The sequence below is a fragment of the Paenibacillus sp. JL3B1040 genome (assembly GCF_057063165.1).
The window spans coordinates 809,675-827,560 of record NZ_CM169317.1; the positions used below are offsets into that span (position 1 = coordinate 809,675).

A 17,886-nucleotide genomic window follows, 5' to 3' on the forward strand; every position below is an offset into this window, starting at 1 on the left:
CACCTTCTTTCGGGAGAGGATTGTCTTACCCTAAATGTATGACGAGCCTTCTCCCGTAAGAACCAGCTTGGCCCGCTTCGGCCCGAACCATTGCTGTAATATATCGTCCGCAATGACCTCCGCGGCCTCCGGCCGGCGGAGGTTTTCGATTTTCCCGCGAAGCTCGGCCAGCCGGGGTTCGTCCCCGAAGAGCGCAGCGATTTCCTCGATCAGCTCCGCGGGGGTGCGGGCGATGCAGGCTGCGCCTTTTTGCGCGAGGTACCGCGCGTTGTTAAGCTCCTGCCCGGGGACGGGGCGGTACACGAACACCGGCAACCGGCAGGCCAACGCCTCGGACAGCGTAATTCCGCCCGGCTTGGTCACGATGCAGTCGCTTCTTCGCATGAGCGCGGCCACCTGCTCGACGTACCCTAGCACGTGCACGTCCGGATGGGGGGCGAGTTGCTCCTGAAGCGTTCGGTAAAGTTCGCGGTTCCTTCCGCAAACGGCGATGACCCGGTAGGCATCCAGGTCGATTAACCGTTCGATGATTTCGCGTATCCCCTGCATATAACCATAAGCGCCGGCCATAAGCAAAACGGTGATTTTACCGGGACGTCGTCCCGGAAGAACATCCTGCAGAACTTCAGGAAGCGCCTCGCCGGAAGGTTCGTGCCTGCCGGCGAATTCCGGTTTTACCGGGATGCCGCTAACCCGAATGCGGTCCTCGCGAATGCCGCGGTTTATCATTTCCGCCTTCATGTCGTCGGTCGCTACGTAGTAGCGGTCAACTCCGGAGTGGATCCAGCGTCCGTGCAGGTCGAAGTCGGTCACGATGTTTGCGAGCGGCAACGATTGTCCGGTCCGTTTCAGCAGACGGGGCATGGCTAATTGGGGAAAGGTATGGATGATCAGATCGGGGCGGCTCCGCCTCAGCGTCTGATGCAGCTTGCCGATCCCGAATGAATTGATCGCTTCGAGCAGCGGCGCTTCCGGGTGCATTTCTTTGGTGGCGTTATAGACCCAGCCGTAGAGGCCGGGAATCGTTTTGAAGCTCTGCAGGTAGACGAACTTCGTCAACCCGTTGAGCAGCGGGTGGGCCTCGGCCATCAGATCGAGCAGCGTGACGTCCGTCACGCCCCTGCTTCGCAATCCGGCTTCGACCGCTTTGGAGGCCTGGTAATGCCCATCTCCGTAGCTGGCATATAATATGATGATTTTCGGAGGTCGGGAAGTCATGGCGTATCACTCCTCTTCAAGTCCAGGCAATGGCAACAAGCTGGCTGTAGTTTGCCCCTTCGTCCCGTTTATAAATATTATTAGGGGAACCGTATAAAAAATGTACGATTGGAAGAAAGCTGAAACCTGATTCCGAATATGTTACAATAAGGGAATAGGAGGTCATTCCATACAACTGAATAGCCGGCACGACTTCATGATGTGAACCTGCACTTTTCGGCGTTGCAAAATCGGAGCATTTACCTTAAGCGTTCTGGGAGGGAATCAGTATGGCAACGAAAGGTCATGACGAAGTGAAAGAAAGTTTACGGGAAATGACCCGAATCTTCAAACCAAAGGATCCGAAGAAGTTCGTGAAAGAATATGTCCGCAAGTATCGTATAATGGGCGGCTATGAAGAGGAATTGACCCACCTGGTTGAGCATGAGCTCGGGAAATTGGATTCGTCCGTTTCCTGAATCATTTGAATGCAAGCATATCGCCGTTCCGGCGCCTTGGGCGTTCGGGGCGGTTTTTTTCGTCCGTTCCCACATATATTAAACCAGGCGGAACATTGCGAAAACAATCGTCGTACGGCAGCGGGAGGAGAATCGGAACGTGAAGATACGTTTAAAATCCAAAGAAGAAATCAAGCGGATCCGCGAAGCGGGACGGATACTGGCTGAATGCCACCGCGAAATCGCTAAAATGATCGGGCCGGGAATCACTACATTGGAGATTGACGCTTTCGTAGAGTCGTTTCTGGAGAAGCGGGGAGCCTCTGCGGAGCAGAAAGGATACCGCGGCTTTCCGTTTGCGACCTGTGCGTCAATCAACGACGTCGTCTGCCACGGGTTCCCGGGGAACCGCAAGCTGGCGGCCGGGGATATCGTGACGATCGACATCGTCGTGGGGAAAAACGGCTGGATGGCCGACTCCGGTTGGTCTTACCGGATCGGCCAGGTCAGCGAGGAGGCGGAGAAGCTGCTGACGACCACCGAGCAGGCCTTGCTGGCCGGGATCGCGCAGGCCGTGCCCGGCAAGAAGGTCGGCGACATCGGTTATGCGGTGCAGCGCGTGGCGCAAACGGCAAACATCGGCATCGTCAAGCCGCTGATCGGCCACGGGATCGGCCGGGCGATGCACGAAGCGCCGGACGTGCCGAACTTCGGCCGGCCGCGTAGCGGAGTGCCGCTGCAGCCGGGGATGGTCATCACGATCGAGCCGATCTTTACCGGCGGGGACAGCGGCGCCGTGCTGTGGGAGGATGACGGCTGGACGATACGCACTGCGGACGGCAGCCTGGGAGCGCATTATGAGCACACGCTGGCAATCACGGAGGATGGACCGTTGGTGCTGACGAACGGGGAGTAGAGAAAGAGAGAAGAGAGAGCGCGCCTCTCTCTTATTTCTTTTTATAAGGCTGTCTGTCCCCAAAGCGTTCGCAATTCGATCACGCGGTTTACAAGGAGTAGGGGCACGGCATCGCTTGAATTCAACCGGTCGGAGCGATGCCTCCAAAGAGACGCCTTTTCACAAACACTTCAAGTCGTTCATGGGGTCTCCAGCTCGCGCTGCTAGACACCGACTACACGGCCTACGCGTCACCTAGGTATCGCCTACGTTTCGTCTACGGACTGCCTATGTACTAAATAACGCGCCAACAACACACTAACTAGTACCAACAATGCACCAACAATGCACCAACAATGCACCAACAATGCACCAACAATGCACCAACAATGCACCAACAATGCACCAACAATGCACCAACAATGCACCAACAATGCACCAACAATGCACCAACAATGCACTAACAACACACTAACAACACACCAATTACTCACCGCCTACGCCACTGCATACCACAAACTACGCACAAACTACGCCACCGCCTACGCATCGCTTTCTTTCGGAACTCTAACGGAACGCAGAGCCGCTATTTGTCCGATATGATGATGTCCCGGTTTCTAACGGAATCAGGAGACCTTATTTGGGGCAGGCAAGGCTAAATCTCGGCGATATAAGCCGAATAAGGTCGCTGGGTTCCGTTACAGCGGGAAATGATCGGGAAATGAGCAAATAAGGTCAATACGTTCCGTTAGCCTGACTTGCAGCATGGGGGAGTTGGTGTTAGCTCCCAGCCACGTGAGTGCCATTATTAGTGTGACTCTGCCGATGATCAGTTAGTGTGGCGCGTGGTAAAGATCATTCTTGCTATACCTTGTATCTGCCAACTAATCAATCGACATCAAGCCGTACTCATTGCTTCGGCATTCTAACGGAACGCAGAGCCGCTATTTGTCCGATATGATGATGTCCCGATTTCTAACGGAATCAGGAGACCTTATTTGGGGCAGGCAAGGCTAAATCTCGGCGATATAAGCCGAATAAGGTCGCTGGGTTCCGTTACAGCGGGAAATGATCGGGAAATGAGCAAATAAGGTCAATACGTTCCGTTAGAGATGTCTGCACCTCCAGTAAAGTTCGTAACCCCGCAGCGCTTCGCAGTACTACCATCCGCACCCCCCAGTACCCCCAGCACTCCCAGTACTCCCAGCTCCCCCAGTACTCCCAGCACCTTCAGCCCCCCTCAACTGACCAGCATCCCCCCCTTTGTCCTAACACTCGGTACCGCCCGGGGCATCTATTCGCGATGGAATTCCACCTAAGGCTCAGGTCTCCAAACAATAAAGACGACTTTTCTTTCATTAAAACGAAATAAAGTTTGAAGAAATGTCAAAAATGAAGCAGAGCGGGGGATTGTCACAATTCGCCGGTAAATGTTCGGAAATGACAGCCCTTTCAGTCGGTGTCGAAATGGGGAAAACGTTAACAAAACCTTCTGCGGTGCGGCTTTTCGGATTTTTGAACAATTTGTGAACTACCCTTGAATCATTGACAAAAAAGGGGTTCGATCATATATTTAATAGGTGATTGTTGTAATTGACAGGAATGTAGTTTCCGTGATAGACAGGTAGATTTTTTGGACTGCTAAGGCTGGAAATCACTGTGATGCTGCGGAAGAAAACGTAAGAAGTGGGGTAGATCAATGATGAAACCGTGGAAGGCTGTTAAGCGGCTGTTGCCTTTGCTTGCCATGCTGGCGCTCCTCTTGTCCGCATGCGGCCGCGAAGACCTGTCCGTGCTTAGACCGCAGGGTCCGGTAGCCGAGGGTCAGCTCGGATTAATTAAACTGTCGATTACGATCATGGTGGTCGTTATGCTGATCGTATTCGGGATTGCCGCTTACGTGTGGGTCAAGTTCCGCCGCAAGCCGGGTCAAACGGACATCCCGAAGCAAGTGGAAGGCAACCATAAGCTGGAAATCATCTGGACGGCCATTCCGCTCGTTCTGGTTTTGATTTTGGCGGTTGCTACGGTGCAGAAGGTATTCGCTTTCGGCGAGGACTATTCGAAGGATGCGAATGCCGTGAAGGTTAAAGTGACTTCGCATTTGTTCTGGTGGGAGTTTACGTATCCGGATTACGGAATTACGACGGCCCAGGACATGATTATTCCCACAGGCAAGAAAATCGCGCTTGAGTTGAAGACGGCCGACGTACTGCATTCCTTCTGGGTGCCTTCGCTCGGTGGCAAAACGGACACGAATACGGACGGAACGATCAACAAAGCTTGGCTGGAAGCCACGAACGAAGGGGTTTACCTCGGGAAGTGCGCCGAGCTGTGCGGGAAATCCCACGCCTTCATGGAGTTCAAAGTCAAGGCGGTCAGCCCGGATTCTTTCGACGCTTGGGTTGAAGCGATGAAGGCGCCGGTGCAGACGATCCAGGACCCGGCCGTGGCCGAAGTGTTTAAGACGCAATGCTTGAACTGCCACGCGGTGGGCGATCAAGGCGGACCGATCGGGCCAAACCTGACGGGCATCGGCAGCAGGGAGACGGTAGCGAGCATTTTACATAATGCGGAAGCGTCCGGCAAACCGATCGACGGCAAACCGGTTAAGGATAATTTGGTGGAATGGCTGACGGATCCGCAGAAGGTGAAGCCGGGCAACAAAATGCCGAGTCCGAAGGAAGACCTCGGGCTGACGGATGCGGAAATCGAAGCGATCGCCGACTATTTGGCCAACAGCAAATTATCTTATTAATCTTGCGTGCCTCTAAGGACGGCATGGATGGATAGGAATTCAAAGAGGGGGTACAAACCTTGGCTCATGCTCACACTGTCAAGCGGCACAAGGGGTTAATGGACTGGTTGACAACGGTCGATCACAAGAAAATCGCCATTCTGTATCTGGTGGCTGGCGGCTTCTTTTTTGGGATCGGCGGTATCGAAGCATTGCTGATCCGCGTGCAGTTGGCGAAACCGATGAACGATTTCGTGACCGCGCAGCAGTTCAACGAATTGATCACGATGCACGGCACGACCATGATTTTCCTGGGCGTCATGCCGGTCATTTTCGCTCTTATGAACGCGGTCATTCCGCTGCAGATCGGGGCCCGGGACGTGGCGTTTCCTTTTCTGAACGCCCTCGGGTTTTGGACGTTCCTGTTCGGCGGCTTGCTGCTGAACCTTAGCTGGATCATGGGCGGCGCGCCCGATGCCGGCTGGACTTCGTACACGCCGCTATCTTCGACGACCTACAGCTTGACGCACGGGGTCGACTTCTATACGATCGGCCTGCAGATCGCCGGTCTCGGGACGCTGATCGGCGGCATCAATTTCCTGGCGACGATCATCACGATGCGCGCGCCGGGCATGTCCTTTATGCGGATGCCGATGTTCACCTGGACCACATTCGTGACGTCGGCGATGATTCTGTTCGCTTTTCCGGCGATTACGGTGGGTTTGGTTCTGCTGACGTTCGACCGGATTCTCGGCGCTAACTTCTTTAATGTGGAAAGCGGCGGCAACCCGGTATTGTGGCAGCATATTTTCTGGATTTTCGGACACCCCGAGGTGTACATTTTGATTTTGCCGGCGTTCGGGGTCATCTCCGAGGTCGTAAGTACGTTCTCGCGCAAGCGGCTGTTCGGTTATAGCTCGATGGTGTTTGCCACGATCCTGATTGCCTTTCTGGGCTTCATGGTTTGGGCGCATCACATGTTTACGACAGGGATGGGGCCGGTGGCCAACGCGCTGTTCTCCATCGCCACGATGCTGATTGCCGTTCCGACGGGGATCAAAATCTTCAACTGGCTGTTCACGATGTGGGGCGGGCAAATCCGTTTTACGACGGCAAACCTGTTCGCTTCCGGGTTTATCCCGACGTTCGTTATGGGCGGCGTTACCGGGGTCATGCTGGCTTCGGCGCCGGCGGACTACCAATATCATGATACTTACTTCGTCGTAGCGCATTTTCACTACGTGATTGTCGGCGGTCTGGTGCTTGGTTTGTTTGCCGGACTTCATTACTGGTGGCCGAAAATGTTTGGCCGCATGCTGGATGAAAGACTGGGGAAATGGGAGTTCTGGTTCTTTATTATCGGTTTCCACCTCACGTTCTTCGTGCAGCATTTCCTCGGCTTGATCGGGATGCAGCGCCGCGTCTTCACGTATTTGCCGAATCAAGGCTTTGATCTGATGAACCTGATCAGTACGATCGGCGCTTTCCTGATGGGCGTGGGCGTGATTTTGTTCCTGGTGAATATCGCGATCACGGCGAGAAAACCGAAAGGCGTCGCGGGCGACGCCTGGGAAGACGGACGTACGCTGGAATGGGCGATCCCGTCGCCGCCGGAAGAATACAACTTCAAGCAAATTCCATTGGTGCGCGGCATCGATGCGTTCTGGAAAGAGAAAATGGCCGGCAACAAGGAGATGACGCCGGCGGAACCGGTTGGTCCGATCCATATGCCGTCGCCGACGATTCTTCCTTTCGTCATGTCGGTTGGGTTGTTTATCGCAGGTTTGGGCTTTATGTTCACCAACGATGATTTTGGCAACGGTCTGATGAACTTCCTGTTCAATAACTATATCGTCGTCGGCGTCGGCCTGGCGATCACGTTCGTGTCGATGCTGCTCCGTTCGTTGTATGACGATCACGGCTGGCACATTGAACCGGACGAACTGAAAGGGAAGGGGGTCAAAGCATGAGTACGCCAAACCCATCGCATGCAACAGGCACGCTGCCGCATGAACCGGAGAAGGCGACGCTGGAAGGCCGCAATAAAATCCTGGGATTCTGGCTGTTTCTCGGGGGAGAGGCCGTGCTGTTCGGTACGCTGTTTGCCACCTTCCTGACGCTGCGGAACCAAGTCGCAGACGGTCCGTCCGCCAGCGAATTATTTCAGCTTCCGTTGACGGCGGCGGCTACATTTATCCTCTTGCTCAGCAGCTTGACCAGCGTCTTCGCCATTCAAGCGATGCACCGCGGAGACAAGGGGAAGCTGGCCGGCTGGTTAGGTGTAACGGTATTGCTAGGCCTGGCCTTCTTGATCATCGAAATTTACGAATTTGCCGAATACATCCTCCATGAGGGGTATGGCATGACAACAAGCGCATTCAGCTCGGCGTTCTACACGCTGGTCGGCTTCCACGGAGCGCACGTGTTGTTCGGGATTTTGTGGATTGCGCTGCTTATCGGGCAACTTTATAAGAAGGGCCTAACCGTCGTTACGGCACCGAAAATTTACGTGTCCGCTCTTTACTGGCATTTCATCGACGTCGTTTGGGTGTTCATTTTCACGGTTGTCTACCTGCTCGGAAAGGTGGTCTAACGGATGGTCAATCAGGAGTCGAACGGTTCGCCGACGGTGAAGCACCGCCAGCGGCATGAAGGTCCGGAGAAGCATATCATCGCGTTTATTTTCTCCATCGTCCTGACGTTAATCGCTTTCGCGGCGGTCGCGGCAGGCGGGGTGAACACCGCGTTTACCGTCATTTTGCTGCTGGTGATGGCGGTGCTGCAGGTGCTGGTCCAACTGGGTTATTGGATGCATATGAAGGATAAGGGACACTTGATCCCGATCATCTTTATGGCCGGCGGATTTTTCGTCGCATTTACCGCGATTATCGCCGCTTTATATTGGATGTGGTGGTAAACCATAGGAAGGCGGGGGTTGCCGGTTGGTTGAGGCCGGCGGTTCCCCTCTTTTTGGAGGTTATGGCTAGGATATCGATAGGAACAATGCAGAAACGGTACCGTCCCTTTGGGGCGCTGTCACCGTTTTTGTCGTATTTGCGGGCTTGTTCACAATTTGGACAGAACTGACGGCGCTGTGAAGGGAGGGTTTGCCGTGCTGGGATTAGAATATTTTAGTTTTACGGCGGTTTGGAGCCCGGTATTTTTGGCTTTTATGCTGCTGGTGACGGCCGGATATTTCGTGCTGATCGGGCCGGGCGGCGACAAATGGGCGGAGGGGGACTCCCGCGTTTCGCCAGGCCGGAAGCTGTTATTCGTTACCGGGCTGCTGCTGCTCTACCTGGCGCAAGGCGGTCCGGTGGAACTGCTGGGCCATATGATGTTCAGCTTCCACATGCTCAGCATGGCGATGTCCTATCTGCTGGCGCCACCGCTGCTGATGCTGGGCCTTCCGCCTTGGGTTTGGCGGAAGCTGGCCGCCTTTTTGGCCGCGAGCCCGCTGCGGGGGTTGAAGTTTCTAGCCCATCCGATCGTGGCGGCCGTCGTATTCAACGGGCTGTTTTCGTTTTACCACATTCCGGTGGTCCACGATTATGTCATGCTGCATTTTGGCGTGCACCGCCTGTATTACATTGTGCTGTTCGTCGCGGCGGTGCTCATGTGGTGGACGCTCGTAAACCCGCTGCCGGAAAGGGCAGGGGTGCAGGGGTTGAAGAAAATGGGTTTCATTTTCCTCAACATGGTGCTGCTGACGCCGGCCTGCGGCCTGATCATCTTCGCGGACCAACCGCTTTATGCGACCTACAGCGATCCTGCGGTTTGGGCGCGGGCAATGGGCTACTGTGTGGCGGGCGACCCGTCGCTGCTGCTCCGCCAGTTCGGCGGCCCGCAGTTTTTCGGCTATCTGCAGCCGGACATCGATCAGCAGGTCGGCGGCATCATGATGAAATTCATTCAGGAATTCATCTTCGCATCGATGCTGGCCTATGTGTTTTTCCATTGGTACAGGCAGGAAAACCGCGAAAACGATGAAGACGGAGATACGGGCGGCCCGGTGCTGCCGAACGCCGCGCCGCTGAATTCGCTGCCTCGGACCGGTTTTCGAGCCAAATAAGAGTAAAAAGTAGCCTTATTTGTGTCGGATCGGGTTTTTCGCCTGAAATAAGAACATTTTTTAGTCTTATTTCTTGGCTGAAGGCCGATTTGGCTATCCGGCGCTGAAAATAGGGACAAAAAGTGTCGCTATTTTACGGAGAAGGGCCATTTTTTTCGGAATAAGGTTAAAAAGTAACTTTATTTGCGGCAAGCAGGGCAAGCAGGGCAAGCAGGGCAAGCAGGGCAAGCAGCCGAAGGCTTAAGCTTTCGAAGCGTGCTCGAGGGCGTTACCTTCACAGAACAAGCCAATGCTTGCGAAACAAGTGCTGTTTCGCAGCCTGGCTGCAGCCGTAACGCTCACCACATTTTTAGGAGGATGCACAAATTGGATGTGTTCACGTTATTCCCGACACTAAGCACTTCGTTTATCGTGATCAGCGCGGTACTGGTTGCGATCGGCTGGGGCCTGATCATCAAGGGGAAACGGGAGGCCCACAAAAAGACGATGATCGCTGCCGCGGCGGCGGCGCTGGTGTTCTTCATAATCTATATGTCGCGGACCGTTTTTATCGGGAATACATCATGGGGCGGACCGGACAGCCTGAAGGGGTATTATCAAACGTTCCTTGTCTTCCATATCGTCTTGGCCACCGTCGCGGCCGTATTCGGCATCACTACGCTGGTGCTCGGCTTTAAGGCGAAATATGCGAAACACCGCAAGTGGGGCCGGGTTACTTCGGTCATCTGGTTCTGCACGGCCATTACCGGTGTAGCCGTCTATGTGCTGCTGTACTTAATGTATCCGGGTGGCCATACGAAACCGGTGTGGGAAGTTATTTTGGGCGCCTAGCGGTTTAGCCGAATATTCATATCAAGCGCAAGCGGCGGGGTTTCTCGGGAATCCTGCCACTTGCTTTTTTGCGTAAACGGAGGGGATGGTTGACACTCCAGTAAGCACAGTATATACTGTGTATAAAGATATAAACAGTAAGCACAGTGAATTTTAGGCCCTATCGGGGAACAAACGACATATGAGTCCGAGCGGGGGGAAAGAGGTAGATCGACTTGGACAGTTGGAAAGACGCTTGGGTTATTTTTATTAAAGATTTGCGCACCGATCGGCTGGTTCTGATCTGGAACGTCATCTTCATGCTGTACGTCTCGCTGATGCTCGGTTCCATGGTGGGGACTCGCCAGGAAGTCGGGTACTTGCAAAGTCCGATCAGCGACTTCCTAATGCTGACGATGATCCCGTCTACGGGGTTCTTTTTCTCGCGGAGATCGTTTAACTACATTAAAGAGGATGCGTATACCCGGATGCTGCGTTATTACCGCGTTTTGCCGATACCGCTGAAGACGGTCATGCGAAGCAGACTGATTCAATTAGGGGCTGCGATGCTGTTCAACGCAATCATTTTCTACAATACGTTTTATTGGTCGGCCTCGCCGCAGATTACGTTCGCTCCCGACGAATTTATCGCCTTTGCCTTGACCTGGACCGGTTACGCTTTGCTTATCAACGGGGTGTTCATCTACTTCGAGTTGCTTAAGAAGGGCAAAGCGTATTTATGGATGACGGTGCTTTTCATGGCTGCGCTCGGACTGCTCGCGATCGCGGCGGATTGGCTTGGGGGGAATTTATTGTTGTATACGATGGACGTCTCCCGGCGTTATGGTCTGTTATCGCCATTGACGTGGGGATCGTTGGCCGTCGGCGCCCTGGGTTTGATTCTGCTGTCCGTTGTGACGCAGCGCAAGCTGCAAACCCGGGATTTGGGTTGAAACGCAGGGGATGGGCAAGAGTTGACAGCGGAGGTGATTTAGAAAGGTGTGGATTCCCATTCAGATAAACGAAAATAGCGCGGCCCCGCTGTATCATCAAATCGAATCGCAACTTAGGTCGCTGATCGTGAGCGGGCAAATCGAAGAAGGAACGCTGCTGCCTTCGATTCGGGAATTCGCCGGAGCCCTGAACTGCAGCGTGATCACCGTACGCCGGGTATATCAGGATCTGGAGAATGAGGGACTGCTTCGTACGAGGCAGGGCACGGGCACGTTCGTTGCCAAGGTCGGCACGGCTGAACGCGACGAATACCGCACTGCGGTCGTCAAGGAAGCAATCGAAGCCGCCGTGGACACCGGGAAATCGCTGCAGTACGGGGAAGAAGAATTGAAGCGGCTGTTTCTGCAAATCATTAATCAGAAATACGACCGGCCGCAAAGCAAGGGGGAACCGGACTAATGGAACAACCCATGGCAATCGAGCTGATCGGAGCGCTCAAGCAGGGCCGCCGCAAGACGATCGGACCGCTGCATCTCCAAGTCCCGAAGGGGTATATTGTGGCCCTGGTTGGACCCAACGGCTCCGGGAAAAGTACGATGATGCAACTGATCCAGCAGACGCTTATGCCCGATGCGGGGGAAATCCGCTGGTTCGGGCAAGCGTTCTCCGGCGTCATGCCGGTCGGACTTCGGCAACAAATCGCCTATGTCCCCGAAGCGCCCGAGCCGGAAGAGAACTATATGACGGCGGAGCGGGCCGCCCAGTTCCGATCGCATTGGTACCCGGCTTGGGACGAGAAGCTCTTTGGGGAATTGCTGGATCGGTTTGAGGTGCCGAGAAGGGAACGATTAAACCGGATGTCCAAGGGGGAGCGGCGAAAATTCGACATCGCGGCGGCGCTGGCGGCCAGACCGAAGCTGCTGCTGCTCGACGAGCCATCCTCGGGGTTGGACCCGTTCGCTTGGAAGGGCATGATCGGCGAGCTCCGGGATTTCATGGCCGGGGAGGACATGACGATATTGATCGCGACCCATGTCGCCGAGGAAGTGAAGCGGCTGGCCGATTATATCGCATTGATCCATCAGGGACAGGTGCTGGGGATGGCCGAAAAGGATCAATTGTTCAGCAGTTGGAAGGAAATCTGGATCCGAAGCGGCGGATGTTCGCCGGGCGATTTGCCGGAAGGAACGATTCTCTGCGTGGATGGGCCGTCGGTAACGAAACTGGTCGTACAGGAGCAGCATGAAGGGGAACTGCAGCAGAGCCTTTCGGCCAAAGGCTTGCAGGTGTTGCAGACCCGCAGCCTGGAGTTGGATGAAATTTTACAGCTTTGGATTCAAGGACACCCGGCGGCCAAACCGGCAACGGAATCGGCCATGGTTTAATGGCATGAATCATTCTGAATAGGAGAAGGAGAGGGGAATATGGCGAACCCATTGGTTTTGGAAAACGTAATGAAACAGTTCGGCGAGAAAACGGCCGTCAACAACATTTCGCTGCAGGTAGGGGAAGGCGAAATCTACGGCTTGCTCGGTGCAAACGGCGCCGGGAAAACGACGACGATGCGGATGGTGCTGGGGTTGATCTATCCGGACGGCGGTAAGATCTTGTACAACGGCAAGCCTTACGGCCGCGAGCTGCAAGCGCAGATGGGCTATCTCCCGGAAGAGCGCGGCTTGTATCCGAAGGTGAAAGTCAGCGACCAGATCATTTACCTGGCCCGCCTGCGGGGCATGTCCTCGGCGGAAGCCGACAAGAGCTTGAAGTATTGGCTCGAACGGTTCGAGGTACCGGAATATTACGATAAGAAGATCGAGGAACTGTCCAAAGGGAATCAGCAAAAAATGGGCTTCATCGCCGCGGTGGTCCACAAACCGAAAATCGTGATTATGGACGAGGCGTTCAGCGGGCTCGATCCGGTTAACGTTGAGCTGCTGAAGGCAACGGTGAAGGAACTGCGCGACCAAGGCACCAGCATCCTGTTCTCCACGCACCGGATGGAGCATGTGGAGGAGTTGTGCCGCAACATCACGATCCTGCACCGTTCGAACACGGTGCTGCAAGGCAACTTGCGGGAGATCAAAAAACGGTATCCCCGGGAAGAGGTGCTGCTGCACACGGCGGGAGAAGTGGCGGGGCTGGAGCGCATCGCGGGCGTAGAAAAGGTGGAGCGGAAAGAACGCGGTTACCTGATCCGCATCTCGCAGGTTTCGGCGGCCCAGGACATTTTGCGCCATGCGATGGAGGTCAGCGAGGTGGAGCACTTCGAAATCAAGGAGCCTACGCTGAATCAAATCTTTATTAAAGAGGTAGGTGAGTCGAATGAATAAGATGGGGACGGTTGTCGGTTTTACTTTTATGAATAAGGTTAGAACGAAATCCTTTATCATTACGACTTTGGTGCTGGCTTTGCTGGTGAGCGTCGGGCTTCACGTCCCTTATATCATCGATAAATTCAGCGGCGGGGACGACAGTCCGGCCAAAATCGGCCTCGTATACGAAGGGCAGCCGGAGCTGGCGAAGTCGCTTGAAGCCTATACGGAGAAGCAGCAGGCGGCAGGCTACACGCTGGTTCCTTATGAACAAGCGGATAAGGCGAAGCTGCAAGCGGCGATCGATGCCGGGGACATCGATGGTTATCTGCAGTTCGCCGAAGGGGACGGCGGCGTGTTCCCGGCCGTGACTTATACCTCCGAGAAAGACAGCCTGGGTATGGGGCTGCAAACGGCGCTGCAGGCCGCGCTGCAGAACGTCAAGGCGGAGTATTTGACCAAGGGCATGCTGTCCGATGAGCAGATTGCCGCGCTGAGCGCGCCGATACAAATCGATGCCGTCAAGGCTTCGGCGGAATCGGGCGGAAGCGAAACCGGAAGTCAGGCGGAAACAGCGGCTCCAATTAACTTCGTGATCGTGTACGTGCTGATCATCTTGTTCTTCATGACCATTATGATGACGGGCAATATGATTTCGGCCGAGGTTACTGCGGAGAAGAGCTCGCGCATCATGGAAATCCTCATCACCAGCGTTTCGCCGTTGGCGCAAATGTTCGGCAAGATTCTCGGGATGTTCTTCATTGGCCTGCTGCAGATCGCGATCTTCGCCGGCGTGATCGCGATCAACATCTCACTGCCGTATAATCAACCGGTGCTGGCGAATTTCGACCTTCATCTGTCCGATATCCGCGTAGAAGTGTTAGTGCTTGGCTTGGTCTTCTACGTCCTGGGTTATTTCCTGTATGCCACGCTCTTCGCCGCGATCGGCTCGCTAGTCAGCCGGACCGAGGAGCTGGGGCAGGCGGTCATGCCGATTACGATGCTGTCGCTGGCGGCGTTCTATATCGGGATCTTCAGCTTGAGCACGCCAAACTCGCTGCTCATGAAGGTAAGCTCCTTCATCCCGTTTGTCTCGCCGGTATCGATGATCGTGCGGGTCGGCATCGGCGAACCGCCGGTCTGGGAAATCGCGGTGTCGCTAGTCGTCCTGGCGGTAGCGATCTTCCTGTTCGGCTGGCTGTCCGCGAAGATTTACCGCACCGGCGTTCTGCTGTACGGCAAGCGTCCAACGTTCAAAGAACTGCGCAAAGCGATGAAGGCGTATAAGATTTAACGGTGAGGAATTAGCTGTGAGTGATGTCTATACTTGTGGTAAATAAATGAGACAAATCATGACGCACATGAAACGATTTTGAACCTTGATAGACGTAATACTTGTCTATCAAGGTTTTTTATTTATTCGAGAGATATTCATTAATGCTTCCCGTTGACAAGAAAACTTTGCATGTTAGGATGTAATTGACAAGTTTTATTGTCAAAATCCGTGTGAGTTAGGGAGGAGAGCTTTTTTATGAATAAGGATGAAGTGTTGAAGAAAAGCAGGGAAGAAAAAAGGGATGAAGGAAGAGAATTTGTCTTAAGCAAAGGAAGAAAAAGTGGAGTCCTTGGCATGGTAGGGGTATTTATAATATTGGCTGTTTTTAATTTATACAATGATTTGCAGGAAACAAACCTTGCTTTAATTGCTATATTTTTTGGCTATTTGGGAGGCGAAGGTTTTGGTATGTATAAGGTCTCCAGAAGAAGAATGGATTTTTTAAAGTTCATTATCGGAGGCACCATAAGCCTTTCCTTCACAGCTCTTTATATTTATGGGGTGATGAATTAGCATGAGTGAGCCATTGGTTTTAAAAAATAATCTACGGGAAGCGCGAACGGAACTGAAAATGTCCCAGGCACAATTGGCAGAGCTAGTAGGGGTTTCAAGGAATACAATAAGTTCTATAGAAACAGGGCAGTTTAATCCCACCGCGAAATTGGCTTTGATCTTATGCATCGCGCTGGACAAGAAATTTGAAGAATTGTTTTATTTTTAAGGGTAAGGGCAGGAAGGCCTCTTTTTCTGAATAATCACCCCAAGTTCACACGACAGTCACATCGCTCCTTTATACTTGGTTGTGCAAGGAGGAATGGAGGTGCAGCCCGAATTCATAGAAGTGTAGGGGGACGGCCGGAATACGAGCATAGGTGATGCCGAATGGAACGTATCGGGAATTTGCGCAGCTGCACTATGAACCCTATTACATCGATTTGCGGACATCGGGCGGTAGAACGGTTAAGGTCGTCATTCCGACCGAAGGTATGACAGTCGACGCGATCCCGCAGATGGCGATCGGCGACCGGCTGGCGGTGGACGGGATGTTTATGGATGAGCTGGACACGATCATGAATCCCGTCAATATCCGGTTGTCGGCGGAGGCGAGCCGTGAGCCCGGCCCGGGATTGGTGCGGACGGAAGGGGAAGTCGCGGATTTGCTGCTGCCGGAGCTGAATTTCCGTTCCTATAATCCTTTTTATCAGGATACGTTGATCGATGATGCACTCCAAGCCTGGAGGGCTCAGACATCCGATGAAGCCGGGCGGCTTAGCGGGGAGTCGGTCCGATTCGAATGGCGCGACCGATGGAGCGGCGTCGAATACGCCGTGCTGCTGGAGCCGCTTGCCAACGAAGGCCGGAGGGGCCCGCGCTACATGATAGCGTTAAGCTCGTTGCAGCCGGTCGGCGAGGCCGTGGATATCCTCCAGCGTTATGTGGTCGTGTTGGCTCCGCTGATTCTCGTCCTGGTAGTGATCTTATCGCTGATTTATTCGAGGATGGTTTCCCGTCCGCTGCTCGCCTTGAATCGCACGGCGGCCCGGCTGGCGGAACTGGATTTCTCCGCGGAGCCGGAGGTCTCCTCAAAGGATGAGTTCGGCGAGCTGTCGCGTCATCTCGCGCGGTTGTCGCGCAATTTGGATCAGGCGCTGAAGGAATTGACTCGCGCGAACCGCCAACTGCAGCTCGACGTGGAGGAGAAGCGGATGGCGGAAGAGCTGCGCAAAGAGCTGGTCGCCAATATCTCGCATGAGCTGAAGACGCCGCTCGGCATCGTCAAGGGCTTTGCGGAAGGATTGCAGGACGGCGTGGCGGACGACAAGCAAGAGCGATATCTGGCCATGATCGTCGGCGAAACCGATCGCATGAACGCTTTGATCATGGATATGCTGGAGCTGTCCAAGTTCGAGGTGAAGAAGGTGCAGCTCCACCCCCGGAGCTTCTCCCTGGCCGGCTTGGTCGAGCGGGCGGCCGAGTCGTTTGATCAGCAGCTCGACACCAAGGGGCTTCGGATCGAAATGGAGCGGAGCCAGGATGAAGGCGGCCCGTCCTCTGCTCCCGGCGAGATCACGGTTTGGGCGGATCCGCAGCGCATCGAGCAGGTCATTCTGAATTTGCTAAGCAATGCCGTCCGCCATGCCCGCGAGCATAGCGCGATCCGCATCGCGCTGCACCGGGACGCGGACGGGAAAATGACAACGACGATCGAAAATGAAGGGCCCTCCATCGCCGAAGCGGATCTGGCCCGGATCTGGGATCATTTCTACCGGGCGGAGCGTTCACGGGATCGCAAGTCCGGCGGGACGGGGCTGGGGCTGGCGATCGTCAAGCATATCCTGGAGCTGCACGGCAGCGAGTACGGCGCATTCAATACCGGGCATGGCGTGGCTTTTTATTTTACCTTACGAGAGATAGACAACAAAAACGGAGGAGAAACTCATGATGAAACGTAAAACACTGGCTTTGTGGATGGCTGCCCTGACGGCGGTGATCATGCTGAGCGCATGCGGCGGCAAAACCCTTTCCGGAGCGCCGCACAATCAGAATGCGCCTTCGAATACGGCAGGGGTTAGCGACCCGGCACCGGCCAATACCCATGCCGATTCGGGGAATAACTCGGCAAGCCCAGGCAACGAGGATGCTACGAACGGCAATCAAGATGATCCGAACGGTAACCCGCCCGATGCGAACAGCGCCGCAAATGGGGACATCCTGATCGTGATCGATCAGACGCCCAAGCCGCTTGCGGAAGGGGGCGGCTTCGATTTTGCAGTCCAAAAAGTGCCGGAAGGCTATAGGCTGCAGAAGATTCAATGGACATCCGGGAAGAACGAGATCGTCAATACGCTGGAAGAAGCGATCCAAAATGGACAAAACGGGGGAGACGGGTTCTATATCAGCGGGGACGGACAGTTTATGGGCTTCCTCTATCCCGATGAAATGAAAGGCGAGGAGGGCAAGGTCACCTTCGTGTTCGGCAATGAGCAAGGCCAGGAATTGACCTGGGAGAAAGAGCTAACGTTAGAATAGGAGGAAGGGAGCAGCCGATCATTGGCTGCTTTTCTTCTTAAACCTAGGAATGCGCGAATTGACAGAGCCGGGTTTCTTTCCTAAA

At 54.4% G+C, this 17,886-nt stretch carries 19 protein-coding genes; 18 read left to right on the top strand and 1 reads right to left on the bottom strand.

Annotated features, from left to right (window positions below; all coding sequences use genetic code 11):
* Positions 1 to 30: 30 nt before the first annotated feature.
* Positions 31 to 1,218 carry an MGDG synthase family glycosyltransferase gene (locus tag ACZF99_RS03490; RefSeq protein WP_483609104.1) on the bottom strand — a complete coding sequence of 396 codons (1,188 nt, stop codon included), beginning with the start codon at positions 1,216 to 1,218 and terminating at the stop codon, positions 31 to 33.
* A gap of 269 nt (positions 1,219 to 1,487) precedes the next feature.
* Between ACZF99_RS03490 and ACZF99_RS03495 the strand changes: the two genes are divergently transcribed.
* The 18 genes from ACZF99_RS03495 (at position 1,488) to ACZF99_RS03580 (ending at position 17,801) form a co-directional block, all read left to right on the top strand.
* Positions 1,488 to 1,676 carry a hypothetical protein gene (locus ACZF99_RS03495; RefSeq protein ID WP_059042463.1) on the top strand — a complete coding sequence of 63 codons (189 nt, stop codon included), beginning with the start codon at positions 1,488 to 1,490 and terminating at the stop codon, positions 1,674 to 1,676.
* A gap of 139 nt (positions 1,677 to 1,815) precedes the next feature.
* Positions 1,816 to 2,571 (top strand): type I methionyl aminopeptidase, encoded by a 756-nt coding sequence (gene map / locus ACZF99_RS03500; RefSeq protein WP_483609107.1) that lies wholly within the window; start codon positions 1,816 to 1,818, stop codon positions 2,569 to 2,571.
* A gap of 1,678 nt (positions 2,572 to 4,249) precedes the next feature.
* Positions 4,250 to 5,308: a cytochrome c oxidase subunit II gene (coxB, locus tag ACZF99_RS03505; RefSeq protein ID WP_483609109.1), complete on the top strand. Its 1,059-nt coding sequence runs from the start codon at positions 4,250 to 4,252 to the stop codon at positions 5,306 to 5,308.
* Positions 5,309 to 5,406: 98 nt separating this feature from the next.
* Positions 5,407 to 7,257: a cytochrome c oxidase subunit I gene (ctaD, locus tag ACZF99_RS03510; protein WP_483609111.1), complete on the top strand. Its 1,851-nt coding sequence runs from the start codon at positions 5,407 to 5,409 to the stop codon at positions 7,255 to 7,257.
* A complete protein-coding gene (locus ACZF99_RS03515) occupies positions 7,254 to 7,880 on the top strand; it encodes a cytochrome (ubi)quinol oxidase subunit III (protein WP_483609113.1) in 627 nt (208 codons plus the stop codon). The genes ctaD and ACZF99_RS03515 overlap by 4 nt, the downstream gene beginning before the upstream one ends.
* A 3-nt stretch (positions 7,881 to 7,883) precedes the next feature.
* Positions 7,884 to 8,204, top strand: a complete 321-nt coding sequence (locus ACZF99_RS03520) for a cytochrome C oxidase subunit IV family protein (RefSeq protein WP_483609115.1) — start codon at positions 7,884 to 7,886, stop codon at positions 8,202 to 8,204.
* Positions 8,205 to 8,399: 195 nt separating this feature from the next.
* Positions 8,400 to 9,359 carry a cytochrome c oxidase assembly factor CtaG gene (gene ctaG, locus ACZF99_RS03525; protein ID WP_483609117.1) on the top strand — a complete coding sequence of 320 codons (960 nt, stop codon included), beginning with the start codon at positions 8,400 to 8,402 and terminating at the stop codon, positions 9,357 to 9,359.
* 73 nt (positions 9,360 to 9,432) lie between these two features.
* Positions 9,433 to 9,603 carry a hypothetical protein gene (locus tag ACZF99_RS03530; RefSeq protein ID WP_483609119.1) on the top strand — a complete coding sequence of 57 codons (171 nt, stop codon included), beginning with the start codon at positions 9,433 to 9,435 and terminating at the stop codon, positions 9,601 to 9,603.
* Between the two features lie 122 nt (positions 9,604 to 9,725).
* Positions 9,726 to 10,190: a DUF420 domain-containing protein gene (locus tag ACZF99_RS03535; protein ID WP_483612517.1), complete on the top strand. Its 465-nt coding sequence runs from the start codon at positions 9,726 to 9,728 to the stop codon at positions 10,188 to 10,190.
* Between the two features lie 215 nt (positions 10,191 to 10,405).
* Complete coding sequence (locus tag ACZF99_RS03540) at positions 10,406 to 11,122, top strand: hypothetical protein (protein WP_483609121.1); 717 nt, start codon at positions 10,406 to 10,408, stop codon at positions 11,120 to 11,122.
* A gap of 46 nt (positions 11,123 to 11,168) precedes the next feature.
* On the top strand, positions 11,169 to 11,582 hold the full coding sequence (locus ACZF99_RS03545) for a GntR family transcriptional regulator (protein WP_483609123.1): 414 nt from the start codon (positions 11,169 to 11,171) through the stop codon (positions 11,580 to 11,582).
* Entirely contained in the window at positions 11,582 to 12,508 is a 927-nt protein-coding gene (locus ACZF99_RS03550) for an ATP-binding cassette domain-containing protein (protein ID WP_483609125.1), read from the top strand. Before ACZF99_RS03545 ends, ACZF99_RS03550 begins: the two co-directional genes overlap by 1 nt.
* A 39-nt stretch (positions 12,509 to 12,547) precedes the next feature.
* Complete coding sequence (locus ACZF99_RS03555) at positions 12,548 to 13,453, top strand: ABC transporter ATP-binding protein (protein ID WP_483609127.1); 906 nt, start codon at positions 12,548 to 12,550, stop codon at positions 13,451 to 13,453.
* Positions 13,446 to 14,729 (top strand): ABC transporter permease, encoded by a 1,284-nt coding sequence (locus ACZF99_RS03560; RefSeq protein WP_483609129.1) that lies wholly within the window; start codon positions 13,446 to 13,448, stop codon positions 14,727 to 14,729. Before ACZF99_RS03555 ends, ACZF99_RS03560 begins: the two co-directional genes overlap by 8 nt.
* A gap of 237 nt (positions 14,730 to 14,966) precedes the next feature.
* Entirely contained in the window at positions 14,967 to 15,284 is a 318-nt protein-coding gene (locus ACZF99_RS03565; protein WP_483609131.1) for a DUF6442 family protein, read from the top strand.
* A 1-nt stretch (position 15,285) separates the two neighbouring features.
* Positions 15,286 to 15,492: a helix-turn-helix transcriptional regulator gene (locus ACZF99_RS03570; RefSeq protein ID WP_483609133.1), complete on the top strand. Its 207-nt coding sequence runs from the start codon at positions 15,286 to 15,288 to the stop codon at positions 15,490 to 15,492.
* Between the two features lie 154 nt (positions 15,493 to 15,646).
* Positions 15,647 to 17,224 carry a sensor histidine kinase gene (locus tag ACZF99_RS03575; protein ID WP_483609135.1) on the top strand — a complete coding sequence of 526 codons (1,578 nt, stop codon included), beginning with the start codon at positions 15,647 to 15,649 and terminating at the stop codon, positions 17,222 to 17,224.
* On the top strand, positions 17,214 to 17,801 hold the full coding sequence (locus ACZF99_RS03580; protein ID WP_483609137.1) for a hypothetical protein: 588 nt from the start codon (positions 17,214 to 17,216) through the stop codon (positions 17,799 to 17,801). The genes ACZF99_RS03575 and ACZF99_RS03580 overlap by 11 nt, the downstream gene beginning before the upstream one ends.
* Positions 17,802 to 17,886 lie beyond the last annotated feature (85 nt).